Here is a 22,700-nt window from a genome sequence, read left to right as displayed (position 1 = left end):
GGGAGATTGGCCACACAGCAGCAGCTAGCGTACCATACGGATTTTTTATAGTAAATCCGGATCTACAGAAAGGAGCGAGTCGCATGAAATTTGGAAATGTGGTCATCCGCCGCAAGGTTCCTTGCATGATGCGTGACGGTGTAACGTTGTATTCAGATATATACATGCCTGATGAGACGGGAGAATATCCGGTGCTGCTGATGCGCCAGCCTTACGGCCGGGCGATTGCCTCTACCGTTACGCATGCCCATCCCGTCTGGTATGCCAGTAAGGGATATATCGTGGTGATCCAGGATGTCAGGGGACGGGGAGAGTCGGAAGGCGAATTTGATCCGTTTGTACAGGAAGCAGAGGACGGGTTTGATACCATCGGATGGGCAGCAGGTCTGCCCGGCTCGACCGGGAAAGTAGGCATGTACGGTTTCTCTTATCAAGGGCTCACACAATGGGCGGCGGCTTCCCTTCATCCGCCTGCGCTCAGGGCGATTGCCCCGAGCATGTGCCCGGCAGACATGTACCACGGCTTATTTTACCCGCATGGCTCCTTCGCGCTTGGCAATCATCTGCCGTGGGCTTTCCAGCTGGCTCGTGACACGGCGCAAAGGGCGGGTGACTTCGAGACGGCCGAGCAATGCTCACGGTTTATGCGCAGCCCCGAGGAGATGCTCTGGAAAATGCCACTGAATGAAAGACATCCGATTCTGGAGCAATACTTTCCCGCATTTTATGATTGGATCGATCATATAGCGTACGATGAGTACTGGGAGCGGATGAACTGGATCGACGAGATCGTCGGGGAGCCGGTGCCGGCTTTGCATATTGGGGGCTGGTATGACGGTTTCCTGATGGGCACGCTACAGTCGTTCGAGGCTCTGCAAGCTACTGCCACGTCGGATTGCTTTCATCGGCTCATTGTCGGCCCGTGGGCCCACATTCCATGGGGGCGCAGAGCGGGCGGAATCGATCATGGCGAGCAGGCGGACGGTGGTCATCATCTGGAGCAGCTGCGCTGGTTTGATTATTGGCTGAAGGGCAAGGAAGACACGGAATTGCCCGGAGAACCGTCGATCCGTTATTTTGACCAATTGAGTCATGAATGGCATACGGCGGAACAGCTGCCTTCTGTACTTGAGGATGAGCTCTCTCCGTCCGAATGGTTCTATTTATCGGGGTCACAAACCCCGGCAAACGGTGCGGCAGGAGGCGGCAGACTCGAAAGGCGTATGGAAGACGTGGAGGAAGCTGTGCCGGATGTATTCGTATACGACTCGCGTCTCCCGATGCGTCTGGACTCTTACCTGCCGTCCGACCGCATTGCCATTCAGGAACGGCAAGAGATTCTGGTATATACGGGAGGACCGCTTGCAGAGGATATCCCGATTTTTGGGTCCCCGGAGTTGTCCGTGCAGTACCAGACACTGGGAGGTCCGACGGATCTGGTGGCTGTCCTGACGACCGTATCCGAGAATGGAACGGCCCGGCTACTGAGCGTGGGCCGTACGGAAATCTGCAGTGAAGGAGCAGAAGCATCCAATGAATGGAGAACGGCACGGATCCGGCTGCGTCCCTTGGCGGCCACCCTGCCGGCTGGCACGTATATCCGGCTTGAATTGACAGGCAGCGCCTTCCCGTTGTTCGCCCGGCATCCGAACGGTGTCAGGGGTGAAACGAACAGCACGGGAACAGGCGGGTTGAAGATTGCCACCACGGCTGTGCGCAGCACGGAAAAGGACATATCCTGTTTGAAGCTGCCGCTGAAAAGATGAAAAGCGAGGCATAAATTAAAATCAATCAAAAGTGAGGTTGAATGTATATGGTGAACATTCCAGGGCTGGTTGCCGGTAACTTTGAGAATTGTCCCGTCCACAAAATTTCCGCACAGGATACGAACAAGTTCATACTGCTGTGCGACAGGGAGCAGGTGCCTTTCACTTCATTTGTGGAGATCTTCGAGGTGGGAGGCAGAACTCCATCCAATGAACACCGGGAAGCTTATGAATATTTTTATGTGCTAAAAGGGGAGGGGATTGCTAAAGTTGGCAGCGAATATGAGACTCCGATCCGCCAAGGCTCATTCATTATTATTCCGCCGGGCAACCATCACGATATTATCAACACGGGCAGCACACGCCTGTATTGTCTGACGACCATGGTACCGGACGAATTGTTCTCAGATATGATCAAAGCGGGTCCTGCCACCGAGCTAGATGAGGAGGATCTGGCCGTGCTTCAGGCGCTGGCTACCGCGCAATGAGTGCAGGACTGCATTTCATTAATGTACGCCTTCCGCATCGGGAAGACCACCGTCTGTATGAACTTAAGGCGGAGGGCGGAAAATGGGTTAGCATCCGGCGGCAAGACTGTTTCCTTGATGCAGGGGACAGCAGCGCTTCCCGTCTGATTGTCCCGTATCAGGCCGGATCGGACCTGAAACGGTTGGCAGACGCGGATTGCATCGATCTGCGGGGCGGCATTATGCTTCCTGGTCTGGTTGACTGTCATATGCATCTGGACAAAGCCTTTTCGCTCGTGCAGGTGCCGAACCGCTCCGGCACGCTTCAGGAAGCCATTCATAATTACAGTCAGGCCGTACAGAGCTTCAGCAAGGAGCAGTTGGCGGAACGCATGCTGACGGCCGCCAGAATGGCACTGAGCTACGGGACCACGACCGTAAGGAGCCACCTTGACTTCCCTGTTCATCTGGGGAGAGAGGTGGCCTTTCGGACGATTGAGGCGGCCTTGGAAGTACGGGAGAAGCTGAAGGGTAGCATGGCGATCCAATATGCGTTGATGGTTCCGTTCCGCGGCAATCATGAAGCTGCGGATGAGGCAGTCGAGGAAGCACTGCGCATGGGGATTGATGTACTGGGCGGAGCTCCTCATCTGGCAGATGACCCTGAAAGGGAGATTGGCAGGGTTTTCCGAATGGCAGAACGTTTCGGGGTACCAGTTGATCTGCATGCGGATGAAAGTGACGATCCCGGGAGAAGAACTGTGCTGAGCATAGCTGAGCATACGATTTGCTGCGGTTATCAAGGCAGGGTGACGGCAGATCATCTGTGCTCGCTGTCTGCGATGACGGAAAAGGATGCACAGCATGTGATGGCGAAGATGAAGGAAGCCGGTTTGAACGCGGTAACGCTGCCTGCGGTGAACCTATACCTTCAGGGACGGGAAGATCGCGGCCTGGTAAGACGGGGTACAACACGAATTCGCGAGCTGCTTGCGGAAGGCATTCCGCTGGCGGCGGCCTCCGACAACATTCAAGACCCGTTCCATCCGTTCGGCCGCGGGGATCTGATACAGATCGCCCAAATCACATCGTATGCGGCCCATATGGGCAGTGAACGGGATCTGGCACAGCTGCTGCGGATGATCACCGATATACCTGCTGGTATTATAGGCTGTGAAGGGTACGAAATAGAAGAAGGGCATGCCTGCAACTTTGTTGTAACGGATGCGGCTGATGTAACGCAGCTGCTGTCAGGCACAAAAATGAGCCGTTGGGTGTATGCCTGCGGCGGCTGGCAGTCCGCTTTGCATGCAGCTCAGACATATGCGTAAGGCCGTATAAAGTAATGGCATCAAATAGAATTGATTTGTCAGTTATAAAGGGAGAGGAAGTGGGGGCGTAATGGTTGCATCGATTACAGGAACACAGACGATGGTTGTCAGCCCTCATTATTTGGCAAGCGCGGCCGGTTCGCGTATTTTGCAGCAGGGAGGCAACGCTTTTGATGCCGCCGTCGCGGTGAGCGCTTGTCTTGCCGTCGTATACCCACATATGACGGGACTGGGTGGCGATTCCTTCTGGATGACCTATAGCAGCCAGGAGGGAAAAGTCAGGGCCTATAATGCGAGCGGCCGTTCGGGCAGCCGGGTTACAGCCGCCTGCTTTGCGGGCGAATCCGCCATCCCACAGCGGGGACCCCGCAGCGTCATTACCGTGCCGGGCATGGTGGACGGCTGGGATGCCGTACTGCGGGAATACGGCTCAAAGACGCTGGCAGAGGTGCTTGAGCCCGCGATCCGCTATGCGCTGGAAGGCTTCCCGCTGTCGCCGGATCAACATGCCAATACGGCCGAGCGCTTCGAGGTGCTGGCGGCTCATCCACAGACGGCCGCCATCTATCTGCCCGGAGGAAAGGTCCCGGAGCAGGGCAGCCGCTTTGTGCAGTCTGCTTTGGGAATCAGCCTGCTTCAAATTGCGGACCACGGCCGGGACGTATTTTATTCAGGCAGTGTTGGCCAGGAGATTGTTCGCTCACTTGCGGAGCAAGGCGGGCTGCTGACGCTGGAGGATTTTGCGAGGCACAGAGGTGAATGGGTGGAGCCGATCATAGGGAGTTACCGTGGTCTTGACCTATATCAGGTCCCGCCGAACTCACAGGGCTTTACCGGCATCATGGCGCTTCATATTCTCGAGCAGTTTGATTTGGGCAGTATAGAACACGGTTCCTTTGAGTACTATCACCTGCTTGTGGAGGCGCTGAAGCTGAGCTTCCGCGACCGCAACCGGTATTTGACAGACCCACGATTTTCCTCCATCCCTCTGGACCGTCTGCTGTCCAAGTCCTATACCGCGGATCTGGCAGCCTGCATCCATATGGACCGCTCCCTGCCAATGGATACCCAGCCGGTAGGTAATGATACGGCATACGCGGCGGTAGTAGACGGAGAGGGCAATGCCGTCTCCTTTATACAAAGCCTGTATTTTGAATTCGGCTCGGCGGTGACAGGAGGAGACACCGGCATTCTGCTGCAGAACCGGGGCTCGTTCTTTTCCCTTGATCCTTCGCATGTGAACAGGCTTGAACCGGACAAGAGAACGTTTCATACGCTGATGCCGGCAATGGCCTGCCGCAATGGGAAGCCATATATTTTATATGGAACCCAGGGAGGGGAAGGCCAGCCACAGACGCAGACCGCGCTGCTGACCCGCATGGTCGATTACGGAATGGACCCGCAGACCGCCGTGCATGAACCGCGCTGGGTGTGGGGCCGAACATGGGGGGAAGAAACGCAGGAGCTGAGACTGGAAGGCCGGATCACTGAAGAAGTGCAGCGGCGTTTGAAGCTGGCCGGACACACGGTAAAACCAGTTGAGGATTTTGCCGGGGCCATGGGGCACGCACATGCTATTTTGATCAATGACAGCGGCTTCCGGATCGGTGGCACGGACCCCCGCTGCGATGGAGCGGCCATCGGCTGGTGATCCAGGAACGGGACATGGCCTTAACAGTACACAGTGCAACGCCCTGATCGGGAAGGAAACTGTTTTCTTTCCTTCATCAGGGTGTTTTTTGCTCTCTCTTTGCCGCCCGCATGAATATGTTAGTACTTCTTCTTTCAAGGCTAGTTGTGTTTGAGCAATTGAAATTTCAACTCTTGAAGACTCATGGATGTGGGTACCTTGCAAATCACCTTACTTGACTTTGGCCAGGACATCGTCCGAATTTACGAGACATTTCCGTTACGTGAAGCGGACTCGTTCGTAAGTGGAATGAAGCAGCTTAACTCCTATCATATTTGAATTTACGATGAAACGGGTCGGTTTCAGTCTTATGGAGAGCTTCAGGCAGATAACGAGCTTCAAATGTCGCTTAAATCCTCGTGCATAAATGATGAAAAAAATGCTCACCGTTATACTTAAATCCATAGGAGTTATAGCAATAGCCATAGAAACGAAGTGAGTGCATTTGTCGGAACCGATAGCAGGGTTCCAACACAAGGTGGGATGGATGTTAAACTCCCAATAAAAACATTTGATTTTCTCAAAAACCCAGGTCTCTTAAGATGGGTCAAGAATCTAAATAGGCAATATGGATGATGATATTTCCATTTCCAACCACGAAAAACTAAACATTTTACAGTATAAACTTAAATTTTGCAGGTTAAATATTAAGGGAGCTTATGATAAAATTTTTTTGTAATCGCTTACAATTAAATCAGTATAAAGAAATAGTGTTTAGGTTTGCTACGGGCTGCACAGCATCCTAGTAAGACTAAATGCAAATTAACCAAAAAGGAGGAATGTCAAATGAAACAAAAAGAATGAGGTTATTTTTAGCAATCTTAATTTGTTTTTCGCTTACATTGCCAGCAGTAACCGCACAGGCGGCAACAACGATCACCTCAAATCAAAGTGGCACCCAAGATGGTTACTACTATGAGTTGTGGAAGGATTCCGGAACCACAAGTATGACCCTCAATAGTGGTGGCACGTTCAGTGCCCAGTGGAGTAACATCGGAAATGCGTTATTCCGTAAAGGCAAGAAATTCAACGAGACCCAGACACACCAGCAACTTGGAAACATATCAGTAAACTACAGTGCCGACTACCAGCCAAACGGCAATTCGTATTTATGTGTCTACGGGTGAATGGTTGACCCACTAGTAGAATTTTACATCGTCGATAGCTGGGGCAGTTGGCGTCCGCCAGGAGGAACTTCAAAGGGCACCATTACCGTTGACGGGGGTACATATAACATATATGAGACCACCAGAGTTAACCAACCTTCCATTAAAGGCATTGCAACTTTTAAGCAGTATTGGAGTGTCCGGACATCGAAACGTACGAGCGGAACTATATCTGTTAGCCAACACTTTAATGCATGGCAGAGCAAAGGAATGCAGATGGGAAAGATGAATGAAGTTTCGCTTACGGTAGAGGGATATCAAAGTAGTGGGAGTGCAATTGTGACTAGTAATACACTTACTATTGGCGCAGGCGGGGGTACGGATCCAACTCCTCCAAGCACAGGTACGAAAAAGGAATGCGAGAGTATGACCAAAGGCGGTCAGTACACCTCGAATATCAGCTCGTCGTTCTCCGGAGTCGCTTTATACGCCAACAATGATTCGGTGAAATACACACAGTATTTCGAGAGCGGTACCCATAATTTCTCACTCCGTGGTGCTTCAAATAACTCCAACATGGCTAGAGTCGACTTAAAAATCGGCGGACAGACAAAGGGAACCTTCTACTTCGGCGGAAGCAATCCTGCGGTCTACACCCTAAACAATGTCAGCCATGGAACCGGAATCAAGAGATTGAGCTTGTTGTAACAGCCGATGACGGGACATGGGATGCGTACATTGATTATTTGGAGATCAACTAAAAATCCAGAAGCGGTAAATGATCCTTTCAAACAAAATCCCGGCGGGATCTTCCCCGCAAAATGCTTTTTTTGTCGGGATGTTAAAAGATCGGAAGGAGCTAAGGACAAATCCCAAATCTAGTAGAGAGTTGAAGCGGTTCGGAGTGACGCGAACAACGATACTAGCCATTCAAAATTGCAAGGAGGAATAGAACCATGTTTAAAGCTAAAGCAGGAAAATGGGTGGCGATCGGGTCGCTCATCGTGTCTTTGTTCATGGGCTCGCTGGCGACGTCCGACAACGAGGCGCTTGCGGCTGATTGTTCGAACGGCTATGTAGCATTAACCTTCGACGATGGTCCGAATCCCAACAACACCACAACGCTGCTTAACACACTGAAGCAAAACGGCTTGCGCGCAACGTTCTTCAACCTTGGACAGAATGCGCAGAATTACCCATCAATCGTACGGGACCAGCAGGCAGCAGGCATGTGGATCGGCAACCATTCATGGTCGCATCCGCATATGACGCAACTGAGCGCCTCACAGATGTCATCGGAAATTACACGCACGCAACAAACGCTGCAGTCCATTACCGGCACGGCACCGAAGTTGTTCCGTCCGCCGTACGGCGAAACCAACGCGACCTTGAAGTCCATCGAGACCCAAAACGGCCTTACCGAAGTGCTATGGAACGTTGACTCCCAGGACTGGAATGGAGCCACCACCGCCCAGATCGTAGCCGCCGCAGGCAGGCTGCAAAACGGCGACGTGATTCTGATGCATGACCAGTACCAGAATACACTCCAAGCGATCCCGCAGATCGCGCAGAACCTCAAGAGCCGGGGCCTTTGCTCTGGCATGATCTCGACGAGTACCGGCCGGGCGGTCGCGCCTGACGGCGGTACACCAAGCACAGGTACGAAAAAGGAATGCGAGAGTATGACCAAAGGCGGTCAGTACACCTCGAATATCAGCTCGCCGTTCTCCGGAGTTGCTTTATACGCCAACAATGATTCGGTGAAATACACACAGTATTTCGAGAGCGGTACCCATAATTTCTCACTCCGTGGTGCTTCGAATAACTCCAACATGGCTAGAGTTGACTTGAAAATCGGCGGACAGACGAAGGGAACCTTCTACTTCGGTGGGAGCAGCCCTGCGGTCTACACCCTAAACAATGTCAGCCATGGAACCGGAAATCAAGAGATTGAGCTTGTTGTAACAGCCGATGACGGGACATGGGATGCGTACATTGATTATTTGGAGATCAATTAAAAATCCAGAAGCGGTAAATGATCCTTTCAAACAAAATCCCGGCGGGATCTTCCCCGCCCGGGTTTTTGTGAGTATCCCCGACATGAGTGATAGCCGTTGGGTGAGAAGGGATACTTCTGCTGTATTTCAGACGAATGTGTTGAAGTTGTATGGCTTCGCTGATATTGTACTTATGAAACATGTACTTATAAAACATCTAATATTTAAATAAATTAACATTGAGGAGTTGTGTTTAATAAAATGGTATGATAATATACATTTACTTTAATGAATGGGGTTGAGAAGGATAATGTAGGATTTTCTTGCTGATCTATAAACTAATAAAACATTTTAGTGCGATAAGTTTCGCATGTTTTATTGCTTTATAAGCAAGAAAGTTACATTTTCTTCTCACTCAAACGTTAGATCCTTAATCATCTGCCTTCCATTGGGAGGCTGGCTGGTTTTTCTGTATCTATTTGAGCTGCGAGAAATTAACTTTCTTGCGGCTTTTATTTTTTATACAGGAGGACCACATGATGTCATTAATTAATGTTACCAGCCTGACGTTTGCCTATGATGGTAGCTACGATAACATATTCGAAAACGTGAATTTTCAGATCGACACTGATTGGAAGCTGGGATTTACGGGCAGGAACGGAAGAGGGAAGACCACATTTCTTCAGTTACTGCTCGGCAAACATGAATACAGCGGGGCTATCTCTGCTAATGTCAATTTTGAATACTTTCCGTATCCTGTGCCAAACAAGGAAGATCATACGCTGGATGTAATCAACGAAATCTTTCCAGACTATGTTCAATGGCAATTCATGCGTGAGCTCTCATTGCTGAAGGTTGATGAAGACGTTCTATATCGTCCATTTGCTTCTTTGTCAAACGGTGAGCAGACGAAAGTGCTCCTGGCCGCATTGTTTATTAAGGAAAACAGCTTTCTGTTGATCGATGAGCCCACGAATCATCTGGACATGAATGCTAGAAAATTGGTCAGTAATTATCTGAGTACCAAAAGCGGATATATTCTGGTTTCTCACGACAGATCCTTTCTGGATAACTGTGTGGATCACATCCTGTCCATCAACAAAACCAACATTGAGATTCAAAAAGGTAATTTTTCTAGCTGGTGGGAGAATAAGGAGAGACAGGATAACTTTGAATTTGCACAGAACGAGAAGCTTAAAAAAGACATTAAGCGCCTATCAGATTCTTCCAAGCGTACGGGGAACTGGTCTTACGAAGTGGAAAAAACTAAAAACGGAACCAGAAATTCCGGCTCCAAGGTAGACAAAGGCTATATCGGCCATAAAGCTGCCAAGATGATGAAACGGTCTAAGTCCATTGAGCAAAGACAGCAATCGGCGCTTGCCGAAAAATCCAAACTGCTGAAAAATATAGAAAGCTCGGACACCCTGGAGATCTCACAGCTTGCTTATCATAAAAAAGTGCTTGCCGAGCTTGAACAGGTTTCTATTTTTTACGGAGAAAAACAGGTTTGTGCAGACGTGAGTTTTACGATTGAGCAGGGGGAGCGAATCGCGCTTTCGGGAAAAAATGGCTCCGGAAAATCAAGTATCCTCAAACTAATCTGCGGCGTGGATATAGACCACACTGGCAGCTTCACAAAGGACAGTCAGCTAAAAATCTCCTACGTGTCCCAAGATACCTCGCATTTGCAGGGTAGTCTGACAGATTACGCCCGGGACAACGGGATTGACGAGAGCCTTTTCAAATCTATTCTGAGAAAGCTTGATTTCTCCAGAGTGCAATTCGAGAAGGATCTATCCGCTTATAGCGGCGGCCAGAAGAAGAAGGTGCTGATTGCCAAAAGCCTGAGCGAGCAGGTTCATCTGCATATTTGGGATGAGCCGCTGAATTTCATCGATGTCATTTCCCGTATGCAAATTGAAGAGCTGCTGCTGGAGTATTCGCCAACGATACTTTTTGTGGAACATGACAGCGAGTTCTGCAACAATGTCGCAACAAAAATGGTTGAGCTTTGACCAGCTTATTTTTCTCATACCAGACATAATCGCAATTGATTCAAGAAAGGGATGTATATAACAAATACTTGTTTAAATAAAAAGGCTACAAGCAGACTGTTGCTAGTAGCCTTTTATAGTAGCCTTTTGTAGTAGCCTTTGCGTGAGAACCTCCGCCAGTCTTAGGATCCGTTCTAATGGTTACGTCAGCCTCCTTTTAGCCACTTCTCTATCTATGAAGACGAAGAAGAGGATTCTATTCACTCTATACGTCATCCATCATGTCATTGACATAGAACTTTTTAAACGATTCTGTTGCAGTTTGCATGTTTTTCAAGTAGTCGATTTTATAGATACAGGAGTATATAACGTTTAACACGTAGTCAAAGGCGATTTGCGAAGAAAATGTACCAATCTTGGCAAGTTTCACTTCGTCATTAGGAACCTGTATACAGATCGTGCTGAGATTTGCCAACTCACTTTGATTGGTCGCTGTGATCGTTATAAAAGGGATGTTCTCGTGTCTGAAATGTTGAGCCGCTTTTATATAACTCGGCGACTTTCCATGGTAGGTTAAGAAAATGGCGCAATCTCGTGGTGTAAGATTGACGGTATGGTGAGCCCATTCGGATAGCTCAGTGGCAATGACTACATATTTGTTGATTTTAAACAATTTATTCTGAAAACTTTTCGCTCGGATTTGTGAATCGCCCAAGGCATAGATGAAAATTCTTTCTGCTCGATCCAGCAACTGGGCTGTTTGTGACAGCAAGTCATCATCCATAAACGCAAAGTTTTTTTCAATGGTTTCCTTCATTAATTCCGCAATCTCTTTTGCCACCTGAAGTGAAGACTCCCCCAAGCTGAAAGGGTAATTGGGGTCCACATTGGAAATGTTCTGGGTGTTTTGCTGGAATTCCAGAGCAAGTTTGATGATGAACTCCTTGAAGCCAGATAGTCCAAGTTTATGAGTCAAACGGTTAATCGCGGAATGCGAGGTATACGTAACTTTCGCAAGTTCTTGAACAGTTAAGTGAAGGATACGTTCCTTATGAGTCAAAATATAGGAAGCGATGCTTTTTTCATTTGGTGTAAAATTATGCATATCTGATAATTGCGTCAGTATTTTCAACAGATTCACCCCAGCTTAATTGAAATAACGTGGATCAAGAACATCAAATAAACATTTTGTTTAAAAATAAGCCGTCATGGATACAAATCATTGGTCGAATGTACCGTTATGGCGGCAAATCCTTTACGCACGACTTTCTTCTTTTATAATAAATGAAAAAGAGCCTGAGGGGGAATGAATATGCTGACCATCGGATACATTGGGAATGGCAAAAGCACCAACCGTTACCATCTTCCTTTTTCATTGAACCGAGATCACTTGAAAGTAAAGACGATATACGCCCGTAATCCAGATAAAGCGGAGTGGGAGAAAACGCCTGGAGTACTTTACACAGATGATATTGCAGCCTTAATGAATGATAAGGAGATTCAGTTGATTGTTGTCTGTACACATACAGAGTCCCATTATTCTTATGCGAAAATGGCGCTCGACCACGGAAAGAATGTGCTTGTTGAGAAGCCTTTTATGTTAACAAAAGATGAAGCAGTGTCCATCTTTCAATACGCCAAAGAGAAAAATCTGGTGATCCAATGCTATCAGAACAGACGATATGATTCGGATTTCCTCACTACAAAGAAAGTTATTGAATCAGGAAAACTTGGAGATTTGCTGGAGGTGGAAATGCATTACGATTATTATCGACCGGAGATCCCGAACGCCACCTCCCATTTTTCCAAATATAACAGTTATTTATACGGGCATGGAGTTCACACCATTGACCAGGTGCTATCCTATTTTGGGAAGCCTGACACGATTCATTACGATGTTCGTCAATTGCTGGGCTCCGGTAGAATGAATGATTACTTCGATCTGGACTTTTATTATTCCTCACTCAAAGTATCCATCAAATCGAGCTTTTTCCGCTTAAAAGCGCGTCCGAGTTTTGTTGTATATGGTAAAAAGGGTGTTTTCGTGAAACAAACCGAGGACCGCCAGGAGGAACACCTAAAATTATTTTACCTTCCCAAGAGGCACGCCGACTTTGGTATTGATTTACCTCAGCATTATGGAATCTTAACGTACCTGGATGATGAAGGCAAGTATCATGAAGAAAAAGTGGTCTCTGAAAAGGGTGATTATGCTCGAGTGTATGACGATATCTATCAAGCCATCGTACATGGCAAAGAAAAAGTGATTAAAGACGAAGAAACAATAACTGCTATGGAAATACTTGAAAAAGGCGTAGAGGAGTGCAACTAAAATGAAATTGGGAATCGTTGGAGTAGGAATGATTGTGGGAGATTTATTAAGCTTTATCCAGGAAATCCCTACGATTACCTTACAGGCAATCAGCTCAAGACCTAAGGACCAGGAAAAATTGCTGTCTCTGCAGAAAAAGTATGGGATTTCCCAGATCTATTCAGATTACAACAAAATGCTCGAAAATGATGATGTAGATACAATCTACATCGGGCTGCCCAATCATCTTCATTATTCATATGCCAAAGAAGCATTAATGAGCGGAAAGCATGTCATTTGTGAGAAACCGTTCACTTCTAATTTACAAGAATTCATAGAGCTTAAAGAGATTGCTCAACAAAAAGAACTGGTGTTAGTGGAAGCCATTACAACTCAATATCTAAAAAATTATTTGTCTATGAAGGAGTATCTGCCTAAGCTGGGTGAGATCAAAATAGTGGAATGTAACTATTCCCAATATTCATCGCGATATGCAGCCTTCAAAGCGGGAGAAATCCTACCTGCCTTTAACCCGGAAATGTCTGGTGGAGCCTTGATGGATATTAATTTATATAATATTCATTTGGTTGTTGGTTTCTTTGGGAGCCCTAAGAAGGTAGAGTATTGGGCAAACATGGAACGTGGTATTGACACTTCAGGTATGCTGCTGCTGGATTACGGTGATTTCAAGTGTGTCTGCATAGGTTCCAAAGACAGTACAGCCCCCAATGCAGTGAACATTCAAGGCAATAAGGGATATATACACATGGCAAGTTCAGCGAATATCATCGAATGCTTTGATTACGTCCTCAATAAGGAAACGCCAATTCGGGTAGATTTGAAAGAGCATCCGCATCGCATGTATGACGAATTCGTTGAATTTGACCGTATCATCAAAGAACTTGATTTGGAAAAAGTCGCAGTCATGCTTGAGCATAGCGAGAAGGTTATGAACGTTATTGAGATGGCCAAGCAATCCGCAAATCTTGTATTCGGACCTGATAAATTGAACCGTCGCAACCAGCGTTCCAGTACTGGTGACACGTGTGATGCAGGTTGACATGGCGGGATTCATGGGCTCGCCATCCGAAGTACAAGACCGGTGCTGACTTTTCCTATGTTCATATGGCCTTCATGGCCGAGCTTCAGATAGCTGGAACTTGATCAAGTATTTTTCTGGATCTTTGAAGGGTTGTTAATCTTAAAAGCGACTGGGTGCTTGGCAAGTTTTTTCTTGATCATTTTAGCCTCGAAAGTGAGGGTGTCGCCTATTTCCAGCTCCTGCTTCTTCATTGTGACGCTGTGGCTTGACCAGGCCTCGCCTACCTCCAGCACATCCGGTTCTAAGATGGATACCGCTTCATAGATAATCACTTCGTCATCACTATCTGCAAAATGGTTCGGTACTGTCGTGAACTCTTTCACAACAGCAGTCATTTTCACCTTGCCTTCCGGCAGCTCCAGCTTGGCCGCCTTGGCCCGGCTGGTTTGGACTGAAGGTGCGGCATCCAGAAGCGGCTTGCCGCTAGGGCCAACATATTCCTCCACCAGACCATCTGGGTCACCCTTAAAACCGGAACCAGAACGCTCGGCACCAGTCTCTATGCTGTCATCCATACTGTCTTCCATGTCACCTGCGTTTGCACCCAAGAACGGGTCCGCGCCGTCGGTTTCACCCACAACCGGCTGGCCCAATTCGGGTGCTTCTCCAACCATAGCTGCCGAATATGTATCCATTCCGGCCTTGTCCATGGAAGCAGCATCTGCAGGGGAGGCGGTGCCAGCTTCGCTTGTATTCGTCGTAGCTGCCGTGGATAGGACTACTGAATCGTCGCTCTTGTCTGTTCCGGCAGCGCTGGTATTGCGTACCCCGAAGCTGGAAGCCTGCATCTCTTTCAGATAAGAGGGATGAATGCAGTGCTTCTGGCCGTTGTCGAACTCAATAACCGTAGTCATGTAATCGACACACCCCACTATGGTGCAGGGGACGTTCAGGTCGTTGCCTTTATAATAAAAAGTCTTGAGCTTGGTTGCCTTCTCCGACAGAAGGCCCCATGCCCTGCACTGCTCAATTAGCACATCCTCGTTGTGAAATGCCGTATATGTCTTCGGTTCAATTATAAACGTATATGTCATTGACGAATTCCGCCTTTCTTACCACTTCTCAGGAGATTCTAATCCAAGTCGAAATTAACACTAGTGTATCATAAAATTGCTATCCCTTCATCAAGGTCGATAACGGCTGCACCTGCCTCGGCTAAAGTTCAAGACTCTAGAAGAGAAGTGTACCTGCTCAATATAGCCTTTGTAAATGGATTGCTCGAAGCTTCAATGGAAATCTTAACAGATAAAAATGGTAGAAAGCCCTGTAACATTGTCCACACACTTGGACCCGAAGTTCATATAGTAATAAAAACGGATTGAAAGGTAGTGATTTCATGCCTTTAACAACTGGTATCATTACGAATACGGGAACCACCCCTGCATCAAACATTGTCATTAACATTGATAATGATAATCTTAGTTTTTCATCTAACGTTGTTTATCACATCTATGTGTGGAATAGCTTGGTAAGTAAGGCACTGGTATATTCCAATTCACTGAACATCAATGCGAACACGAGTCAAATTCTGAATTTTAACATTGCAGGTAATACTTCTTACCAAGTTCAATTTCTTGTTACAGGCACTGTTCCAACAGATACTGTCATTACTGTATTCGGAACAGATTCATCCGGAAACGTAATTCCTCATCAAAAGGTACTGCAAGAACAACTCACTCAAATTGGGCAGCTTAACCCATAAGTTGAGGTGATTACAATTTCCTGAATATAAAGGGAGGTACTCATGGTAAATATACAAATCTCGCCAAGTACGAGTAGCCAGTTTGAGCCAACCATCGCGGTAAACTGGCTGAATCCCTCCGTTATGGTGGCGGTGGCGGTCGATCTAAGTGCAGGCCCGCCGAATATTGGCCTATACCAGTCAATCGATGCAGGTGCCTCATGGAGCACGACGTTGCTCCCGTTACCAAACGGATTCACCGGCATAGAGGCGCCTCATATTGATTATTTTTTCCCCAGTTCGTTCGTCGTGGCAGCTCACGCCTTTGATTCAGACGGTCTCAGCGGAACGATTGTTTCCTATACGTCTAACGACAATGCATCTTCATTCGGTCCTCCGGTCATTGTGAACCAAGGATATGGGCAGTTTGTCAATGACGATCAGGTGGTTGTGGCCACCGATAAGGCCGGATCCAGCCCATTTTTTGGAAACATTTATACGAGTTATACGCATGATTACAACACGCAATTTATACCGGGAAATACAATATTCTTCAATCGCTCCCTAGATGGGGGAAGCACGTACTCTGGTCCCAGTCTCCTTTCTTCAGTCACCGAGTTTGAAGAATTCCCTGGAATTGCAATCACGTTAAATGGAATTCTTATCGTGGGTTGGATAACCCAACCTCCTGGTAATACCGAATTTAAAATTCGTACATCACTGGACGGTGGAGCAACATTCCAAACTGAAACCCAGATTGCCCCCGTCGTCGTTCCGCCTTCGCCACTGCCAGGATATCAATTCAGGTGCTTGACGTATCCCTCCTTGTCAGCAGACATCTCAAATGCGCCAACGACTCAAGGAAATGTTTATGCCGTGTGGCAGGACTATCGGCAAGGTTATTCCGATATCTTCATCGCAATCTCTACGAGTTTTGGCGTAGATTGGGGGGCACCGGTGCCCATTACCAACAGCCCGGTGGGATCCCAGAGCTTTTTCCCGACGATCACCGTTTCCCCCACGGATGGGGCGGTGTTTGTTTCCTATTACACAAATCGGCTAAATTCACCGGATATTGACGTTTTTCTTGCTACATCGAGGGACGGTGGAACAACGTTTACAAATACCCGTATCACGACGACTTCGTTTAGCGTTGCAGGCCTTCCCCTGATCGGAGACTACATTGGTAATGCCATTGTCCCTCAAACAGACCGTCTTGTTACCGTTTGGACAGATACACGGACAGGAACTGAAAACATTTGGTTTGGCGATAACCAATAACGAGAAAGTGATCCACACAGAAGCAGAGTCCACCATATCTCTTGCCTTGTTGGCAAGGGGGGGACGAACAACGCGGCCAAGGCATGATGAACGGTTGAAATAAAGCCGCTTGTTTCGCCTCCATTCTCAGCACAGAGGTATCAGCCATCGGTAGATACACGTTTCGTATGTCTTTCAGATGGGGGACAACCCCCTGTAGAAAGAGGGTGACCACTGAAAGCCGACATTTCATTCAGCATGTTGAGAGGCTTTTCCATTTCGCTGATGATAAGGACGGTGATACAGTACAGCATCCGATTTAAAAACAATTGGAATGTATGCGCTGCCAGAATTCGACCGTTAAATCCCTCGCTAATCATATAGAGCGAGGGATTTCCTTCCTCCAGTTTGACGATGTTCAGAAAAGGTCATACGATGTGTGTGACACGCATTTCTCCCTCGAGAGCCAGGACGTTATAGGTATGAAGTGATATGCTATATTCCAAACTTCAATAATTCCCTGAAGAGTGGCTACGATTTTTTTCGAGACGTTATGTTGCCGCTTTAGTTTGGTTCCACAGCTCTCGCCTGTCATGAATTTAGTTTTACGGAGCTATTCGCCCTTTTCTGACCGTGGCGATCTTTTAAATTTATCAGCATTTTTTTAAACTGGTTGACGTACATTACTGTTGAAAAACGTTTCTTGATTAACTTTTCGGCTCGGAGTATTAACTTGGACCGTAAGGATTTGTTCTCCATGATTGAGATTCCCGCTTGTACCGCTTGATCAATATTTCCTCTTTGGTACAACAACCCGGTTTTGCCGGGGTACAGGAATGCTCTCACACCGTCCGAATCCGTGGTGACAACAGGACATCTGCAAATCATCGCTTCGGCAACGGCATATCCGAACCCTTCAGTGATGGAAGTAGAGCATAAAAAACCGCCGGAATCTCCTATAAGGGATAAATAATCTGCCATCATTTCATGAGGAACGTTGGATTGCCGGATGAGTCTGTCAGAAAGATTTAATTGACATACCATATGATCAAAATCAGCTAATTCATCCGGCTCAAAAAGCATCGCATCATCAAACATCCACATATACAAATCGGGATAATGAAGTTTGAGCGCCGCCCCGATATTTAGAAAATCTCTCCAGTTCTTGTTTCGTTCGATTCTTCCGATCCAGCCAATAATGGGAAAGGGCTTGGGAGGGTACGATGAATAACCAAAACTTTCAGTATCCAAAGGATCATCAAAACAAAAATGCATCATGGCTGGAAACATTTCAGTGAGTAATTTCTTCAGATGGGAAGTTTCCGGATAAAGCAGTGCATCCGCGTATGACAGGATCCGTCCGCTGAAATCTGAAAGAATGGCACGTGCGTTTTCATAAGTACCCATACCTTGTATTTCAAAGATCATAGGTCCTTCATAACCCATCATTCTGATTTGATACAGTAACTGGATGTCGGTGCATACAATAATAGCGTCATAGTTCTGTCGTTCAATAAGTGCTCTTATCCGAGTTTCATCCGAGAAAATAAATGTTGGAATTCCCTTGATATTTTTCTTCCCATCTCCATCGAGGGTATATAACAGATGACATTCTATCCCTTGTTTAATCAAAGCTCTACAACGGATCCGATTTAAAGTTTCCATGCCTCCGCTTGGATTAAAGAAGGTAAAAAGTAATTTCATAATCATTCCTCATTTCAGTCATGAATGTGTTGTTTCAGAAGTTTAATTAACTGTTCAGTACGGAATAGTTCGTTATACATGTGTCTGATAGTAAAAGGACTATCGGGGTAGCGGTAACCAACCTCTTTGTGAGATTCTGTGTAACAATTAGAGCATACCAAGGAGTCGGCCTTTAGGAGCCCGTTTGTCAAAATGTCCAGATCTGTATCGACCGGGTACAGCTTTGAATTAATAATCATTACAAAAGGGGTCTGAACCATTTGGACGATATAAAAAAGTGCATTGACCTCATTTACATTAGGAAGCCATTTAAAATTGGTCAGCGGGTGTGAAATGGCCGACAATACGTTGGAAACTTGTTGGTCATGACTTAAATCAAGTACGTAACATACATAATTGCTGAAGGTTTGCTCGTATAAATTCTCAATCCTCTCTGTCGCAGTTGAATCTGCCTTGTTGAGTGGATAAAGCACAGTAAGCAGGTGCGGAATACCTCTCCTGATACGTGCTTGATGCCGAGCAAGGTGGTACGTGTACCTCCAGTTCCGATGTTTTTCCACAGTTTGGAGAGAAGAGGAGACGCTAAAAGTGGAGTTAACACGGTAGTCCATCAGCTCTACGGGAAGGAAACGGATTTCGCAATGCTCCGTGATTCTAAGAAAGTACTCGTAATCTGCGATGGGTACCGTGAGATAACCATCAATCATTTTGGCATATTTGGATTTGTACATGAATGAGACGCCGATAATGGAGGAGTCCAATAATTTATCTTTAGGCTGGGACTGGTATTTTCGCTGTACAGCTAATTGGAACTCATCATACAATGGTTTACCTTCATTGTTGATAGATTGAAAGGAACTGTACACCAGTCCCAATTCATCGGGACCTTTCAGCAATTTTTCACGAAGCGTTCCGAGAAATGAAGGATAGTAGATGTTGTCGCTAGAAACCCAAGTCAAATACTGAATTTGCTCATGTTTAAAAAATTCCTTGAACCCAATGTTCAGCGACTTTGCTACCCCTTGGTCTTTAGGTTGAGATAGAATAAAAAATCGAGAATCGTTTTGGATAAATGTTTTGACCATCGGTTCCATTTCTGGTGCTCCATCAATGACGATTAGAACGACAAAGTCCTGAAACTGTTGCGATTGAATCGAATCGATTGCTGCCTTTAGAAAATGGGGATCCTGCTTATATAGCGGCATAACGACTCCCAAATCAGCCACTCATTCCACCTCTTTCTTTCATACAGGTATAACAGTATACGATACGGCGTTTAACCCGCGTGTGCGAGTATCCATACGTGCTATCTATTGGGATAAAAAATGAGCAGACATCCTTATGAAAGGGGTTTGAGTTCTATTAAAAATTCGGTAAATCCTCATTCAGAATGACGCTGGAGTCTGAGTGATAAAGTTACGCCCTCTATTAATTTAGGGGGTGTAAACCTTTACTTTATGAATTGTAATCGCATTCTTTGAAGGTATAATAAAGATACCCAGCCTCAATATATTTTCCGCAAAAAAATCAGCTTGATCTTTATTTTGACCCGTCGATCCCAGGTGGATCTCCGAACAAGCGGCAGTTCCGACGGGATTTACGCCCCACTTTGCGTTACCATGCGGGACGCTTTTACATGATTATGACGGATGTGAGAGCGATTGGAAATTTCTACGTGACAGCAAAGCAGCCCGAGGGTCCCTGGTCCGATCCCATTCTTCTAACCCTATGGGGGAATCGATCCATCCCTTTTCTTTGATAACGATGGACGCATTTATGTGACCGTACAGAGCGGAGCCGAACTGGAATCCCACATTGTCCAGTACGAAATTGATCCCTTATCCGGTATGGTGTTGTCAGAATCTATGGTGATTTGGAGAGGCGACGGAGGTCCATGGGTGGAGGGACCGCATCTGTATAAAATCAAGGGGATATATTACCTGATGACGGCTTCAGGCGGCACCAGTAATGATCACCGGAAAATCATTGCCCGCAGCAGCAGTCCGTATGGTCCGTTCGAGGGCAAGCCGGAACCCATTTTGACACATTTATTCCATTGAAACCATCCACGCCAGGGAAGCCACAAACGAATTGCAAGTGGATGGCATCCATTATGTAATTCCCTAAGGTAGCAGTTTTTTTGTGAATCCGATTTAAAAAATAACTCAATGTAAAAAAGGAGATGCATTTACTACACAAGTAATTTCTTTCAGATGAAATCCTGGGAGTTCGAGAAGTAAAGAACCAAGGAGCGGTGAATGTGAGCAAAATAACGATAACTAACCCGGTCATTTGGGCTGATGTGCCAGATCCGGATGTAATCAGAGTAGGGAAAACGTTCTATATGGTTAGCACAAGCATGCACTCCATACCTGGATGTCCGATTATGAAATCGGAGAACCTGAGAGATTGGAAAATTGTCAATTATGTATTCAATTCTTTCGAGGATAATGAGGCTCATGAGCTACTCGACGGGAAAGGCATTTACGGAAATGGATCATGGGCGTCAAGCCTGCGCTATCATAACGATCTCTATTATGTGTGCTTTTCGAGCAATGACATGCAACAGTTCTATGTCTACCAAACGGCTGACATCGAAAATGGGGTATGGGAACGACATGTCATTCAAGGACTTCACCATGATCCGAGTCTGTTGTTCGATGAAGGCCGTGTCTTCGTGTTCCATGGCAACGGGGATATCCGAATTACGGAGCTGGCAGAGGATGTCAAGGACATTAAGGCCGGAGGAATTAACCAGCTGTTGTTTGAGACCGAACGTGAAGGGATTAACCTGAGAGCCGAGGGCTGTCATGCCCATAAGCTGAACGGGTATTATTATTTGTTCTTTATTGATTGGCCAGGTATTCGAAATCGGCGCAGACGACAGCTATGCTATCGTTCACGTGAACTGCTCGGTCCTTACGAACACAAGGTCATTCTCGATGATGACATGGGCTATCAGAATAATGGCATCGCGCAAGGCGGAATTATTGACACTCCGGCGGGGGAATGGTACGCCTTGCTGTTCCAAGATCATGGCTCCGTGGGAAGAATTCCTTGCGTGCTCCCGCTGCAATGGGTCGATGACTGGCCCGTGATTGGAGTGAACGGGAAAGCACCCCAGTCTTTTGAAGCTGAACTGCCGGATGCGGCTCCCACGCCGCTCGTAATCAGCGATGATTTTATTTACAGTGAAAATAAATTGGCACTGAATTGGCAGTGGAATCATAATCCGGATCATGAGCTTTGGTCAGTGACTGAACGGGCAGGCTGGTTGCGTCTGCACTCCGGGGAAGTGGCCTCCGGCGTTGAGTTCGCCCGAAATACATTAACGCAGCGTACGGAAGGCCCGGCCTGCAGCGGCATAACGCTACTGGATACTTCATTCATGAATGTAGGCGATTATGCAGGACTGGTTGCGCTGCAGAGCCAATATGGCACAATCGGCATAGAGGTTCTGGACAATGGTGAACGCCGCTTAACCCATTGTGTCAAAGGCAGCAACGGCAGCCAAGAGACTCTTGAGTCCGTTCGTTGGTCGGACAGCCGGATCTACTTGAAGATTGATTTCGATTTCAGGGATAGCTTAGATCTTGCTCGCTTTTATTATTCAGCTGACGATGAAGCATGGAATCCGTTGGGCCAACCGTTGCAAATGAGCTATTTGCTTGAACATTTTATGGGCTATCGGATCGGGTTATTCAATTATGCTACGAAGCAGGCGGGCGGCTATGCCGATTTCGATTACCTCCGTTATATCAAATTTAATTGACCATTGGTGGCTGGGAACAGGTGCGCTCTAATAATAAATGATTATGATATGAAATTGCATGTTGAAACCTTGATCTGGCTCTTCCAGCTCGGGGTTTTCTGTTTTTTTATAAGGTATATAAGTGCTATATGACTCTGGAGGTTGATGTTATACGCTCATTCGTCTTATGGGAACGCTATAAAGAAACAACTGTTGTTTAGCAAATTACAGATGAGCCTCTATTCAGTGTCTATTTTATGGAGAATCCCGAAATGCCTTGAGGATCGTGTGTATTGCCATGGTACTCGGATCTGTAGTAGGTTTAAAACTGGTTAGTAGATCAATCAAGTGAAGAAAAAGATATCTTGGGAGGAAATAAATATGAATTTGGAAATAGGACAAAAGATTCTGGACCTTCATGTGGCCCCTGGGCAGAAGGGCGAACGTTTCCCCGATTGCAAATGAACGGCAAACAGGTAAAGCTCAATTCAGAGGTTTATGTAAAAACAAGTAAAACAATGTATCTGCGGGTTGGAT

15 protein-coding genes and 2 pseudogenes are annotated in these 22,700 nt (G+C 46.7%); 13 read left to right on the top strand and 4 right to left on the bottom strand.

Translation table 11 applies throughout. The features are described 5' to 3' along the window. The first annotated feature begins 83 nt into the window (after positions 1-83). From HPL003_RS21325 to HPL003_RS21290, 7 genes and pseudogenes are all read left to right on the top strand, one after another. Positions 84-1,766, top strand: coding sequence for a CocE/NonD family hydrolase (locus tag HPL003_RS21325; RefSeq protein ID WP_014281837.1), 1,683 nt, complete (start codon positions 84-86; stop codon positions 1,764-1,766). Positions 1,767-1,813: 47 nt separating this feature from the next. Then, positions 1,814-2,254, top strand: a complete 441-nt coding sequence (locus HPL003_RS21320; RefSeq protein ID WP_014281836.1) for a cupin domain-containing protein — start codon at positions 1,814-1,816, stop codon at positions 2,252-2,254. After that, entirely contained in the window at positions 2,251-3,564 is a 1,314-nt protein-coding gene (locus tag HPL003_RS21315; protein WP_014281835.1) for an amidohydrolase family protein, read from the top strand. The genes HPL003_RS21320 and HPL003_RS21315 overlap by 4 nt, the downstream gene beginning before the upstream one ends. A gap of 70 nt (positions 3,565-3,634) precedes the next feature. Then, on the top strand, positions 3,635-5,215 hold the full coding sequence (gene ggt, locus HPL003_RS21310; RefSeq protein ID WP_014281834.1) for a gamma-glutamyltransferase: 1,581 nt from the start codon (positions 3,635-3,637) through the stop codon (positions 5,213-5,215). An 818-nt stretch (positions 5,216-6,033) separates the two neighbouring features. Continuing rightward, positions 6,034-7,121 (top strand): annotated as a pseudogene (locus tag HPL003_RS30365) (glycoside hydrolase family 11 protein). A 195-nt stretch (positions 7,122-7,316) separates the two neighbouring features. Next, entirely contained in the window at positions 7,317-8,378 is a 1,062-nt protein-coding gene (locus HPL003_RS21300; protein WP_014281831.1) for a polysaccharide deacetylase family protein, read from the top strand. A 518-nt stretch (positions 8,379-8,896) separates the two neighbouring features. Beyond that, positions 8,897-10,375, top strand: a complete 1,479-nt coding sequence (locus tag HPL003_RS21290; RefSeq protein WP_014281829.1) for an Lsa family ABC-F type ribosomal protection protein — start codon at positions 8,897-8,899, stop codon at positions 10,373-10,375. Between the two features lie 244 nt (positions 10,376-10,619). On the opposite strand, the gene HPL003_RS21285 is transcribed toward HPL003_RS21290, so the two are convergent. After that, a complete protein-coding gene (locus HPL003_RS21285; protein ID WP_014281828.1) occupies positions 10,620-11,486 on the bottom strand; it encodes a MurR/RpiR family transcriptional regulator in 867 nt (288 codons plus the stop codon). A gap of 180 nt (positions 11,487-11,666) precedes the next feature. On the opposite strand from HPL003_RS21285, the gene HPL003_RS21280 reads away from it, so the two are divergent. Together HPL003_RS21280 and HPL003_RS21275 are read left to right on the top strand one after the other, a co-directional pair. Then, positions 11,667-12,686: a Gfo/Idh/MocA family oxidoreductase gene (locus tag HPL003_RS21280; protein ID WP_014281827.1), complete on the top strand. Its 1,020-nt coding sequence runs from the start codon at positions 11,667-11,669 to the stop codon at positions 12,684-12,686. 1 nt (position 12,687) lies between these two features. Then, positions 12,688-13,725: a Gfo/Idh/MocA family protein gene (locus HPL003_RS21275; protein ID WP_014281826.1), complete on the top strand. Its 1,038-nt coding sequence runs from the start codon at positions 12,688-12,690 to the stop codon at positions 13,723-13,725. A 104-nt stretch (positions 13,726-13,829) separates the two neighbouring features. Here HPL003_RS21275 and HPL003_RS21270 read toward each other — a convergent pair whose 3' ends face one another. Then, positions 13,830-14,801 carry a hypothetical protein gene (locus HPL003_RS21270; protein WP_014281825.1) on the bottom strand — a complete coding sequence of 324 codons (972 nt, stop codon included), beginning with the start codon at positions 14,799-14,801 and terminating at the stop codon, positions 13,830-13,832. A 302-nt stretch (positions 14,802-15,103) separates the two neighbouring features. On the opposite strand from HPL003_RS21270, the gene HPL003_RS21265 reads away from it, so the two are divergent. Together HPL003_RS21265 and HPL003_RS21260 are read left to right on the top strand one after the other, a co-directional pair. Next, the gene (locus tag HPL003_RS21265; protein ID WP_014281824.1) at positions 15,104-15,469 is read left to right on the top strand and encodes a hypothetical protein; all 366 of its coding nucleotides are present in this window, start codon (positions 15,104-15,106) and stop codon (positions 15,467-15,469) included. 42 nt (positions 15,470-15,511) lie between these two features. Beyond that, entirely contained in the window at positions 15,512-16,729 is a 1,218-nt protein-coding gene (locus HPL003_RS21260) for a sialidase family protein (RefSeq protein ID WP_014281823.1), read from the top strand. Positions 16,730-17,299: 570 nt separating this feature from the next. Here HPL003_RS21260 and HPL003_RS21250 read toward each other — a convergent pair. Together HPL003_RS21250 and HPL003_RS21245 are read right to left on the bottom strand one after the other, a co-directional pair. After that, positions 17,300-18,412: a glycosyltransferase family 4 protein gene (locus HPL003_RS21250; protein WP_014281821.1), complete on the bottom strand. Its 1,113-nt coding sequence runs from the start codon at positions 18,410-18,412 to the stop codon at positions 17,300-17,302. 14 nt (positions 18,413-18,426) lie between these two features. Next, on the bottom strand, positions 18,427-19,638 hold the full coding sequence (locus HPL003_RS21245; RefSeq protein WP_014281820.1) for a glycosyltransferase family 2 protein: 1,212 nt from the start codon (positions 19,636-19,638) through the stop codon (positions 18,427-18,429). A gap of 410 nt (positions 19,639-20,048) precedes the next feature. Here HPL003_RS21245 and HPL003_RS27910 point away from each other — a divergent pair. Next, positions 20,049-20,472 (top strand): annotated as a pseudogene (locus tag HPL003_RS27910) (family 43 glycosylhydrolase). Between the two features lie 200 nt (positions 20,473-20,672). Continuing rightward, on the top strand, positions 20,673-22,184 hold the full coding sequence (locus HPL003_RS21235; protein ID WP_014281818.1) for a glycoside hydrolase family 43 protein: 1,512 nt from the start codon (positions 20,673-20,675) through the stop codon (positions 22,182-22,184). Positions 22,185-22,700: the final 516 nt, after the last annotated feature.

The organism is Paenibacillus terrae HPL-003 (assembly GCF_000235585.1).
GTDB lineage: Bacteria > Bacillota > Bacilli > Paenibacillales > Paenibacillaceae > Paenibacillus > Paenibacillus terrae_B.
The sequence above is the reverse complement of the archived record's forward strand: the minus strand, read 5'-3'. Positions and strand labels throughout refer to the sequence as shown.

Excerpts from the sequence above, each read along its gene's own strand:
- HPL003_RS21325 (WP_014281837.1), top strand. The coding sequence starts at position 84 with ATGAAATTTGGAAATGTGGTCATCCGCCGCAAGGTTCCTTGCATGATG.
- HPL003_RS21320 (WP_014281836.1), top strand. The coding sequence starts at position 1,814 with ATGGTGAACATTCCAGGGCTGGTTGCCGGTAACTTTGAGAATTGTCCC.
- HPL003_RS21315 (WP_014281835.1), top strand. The coding sequence starts at position 2,251 with ATGAGTGCAGGACTGCATTTCATTAATGTACGCCTTCCGCATCGGGAA.
- ggt (WP_014281834.1), top strand. The coding sequence starts at position 3,635 with ATGGTTGCATCGATTACAGGAACACAGACGATGGTTGTCAGCCCTCAT.
- HPL003_RS21300 (WP_014281831.1), top strand. The coding sequence starts at position 7,317 with ATGTTTAAAGCTAAAGCAGGAAAATGGGTGGCGATCGGGTCGCTCATC.
- HPL003_RS21290 (WP_014281829.1), top strand. The coding sequence starts at position 8,897 with ATGTCATTAATTAATGTTACCAGCCTGACGTTTGCCTATGATGGTAGC.
- HPL003_RS21280 (WP_014281827.1), top strand. The coding sequence starts at position 11,667 with ATGCTGACCATCGGATACATTGGGAATGGCAAAAGCACCAACCGTTAC.
- HPL003_RS21275 (WP_014281826.1), top strand. The coding sequence starts at position 12,688 with ATGAAATTGGGAATCGTTGGAGTAGGAATGATTGTGGGAGATTTATTA.
- HPL003_RS21270 (WP_014281825.1), bottom strand. The coding sequence starts at position 14,801 with ATGACATATACGTTTATAATTGAACCGAAGACATATACGGCATTTCAC.
- HPL003_RS21265 (WP_014281824.1), top strand. The coding sequence starts at position 15,104 with ATGCCTTTAACAACTGGTATCATTACGAATACGGGAACCACCCCTGCA.
- HPL003_RS21260 (WP_014281823.1), top strand. The coding sequence starts at position 15,512 with ATGGTAAATATACAAATCTCGCCAAGTACGAGTAGCCAGTTTGAGCCA.
- HPL003_RS21250 (WP_014281821.1), bottom strand. The coding sequence starts at position 18,412 with ATGAAATTACTTTTTACCTTCTTTAATCCAAGCGGAGGCATGGAAACT.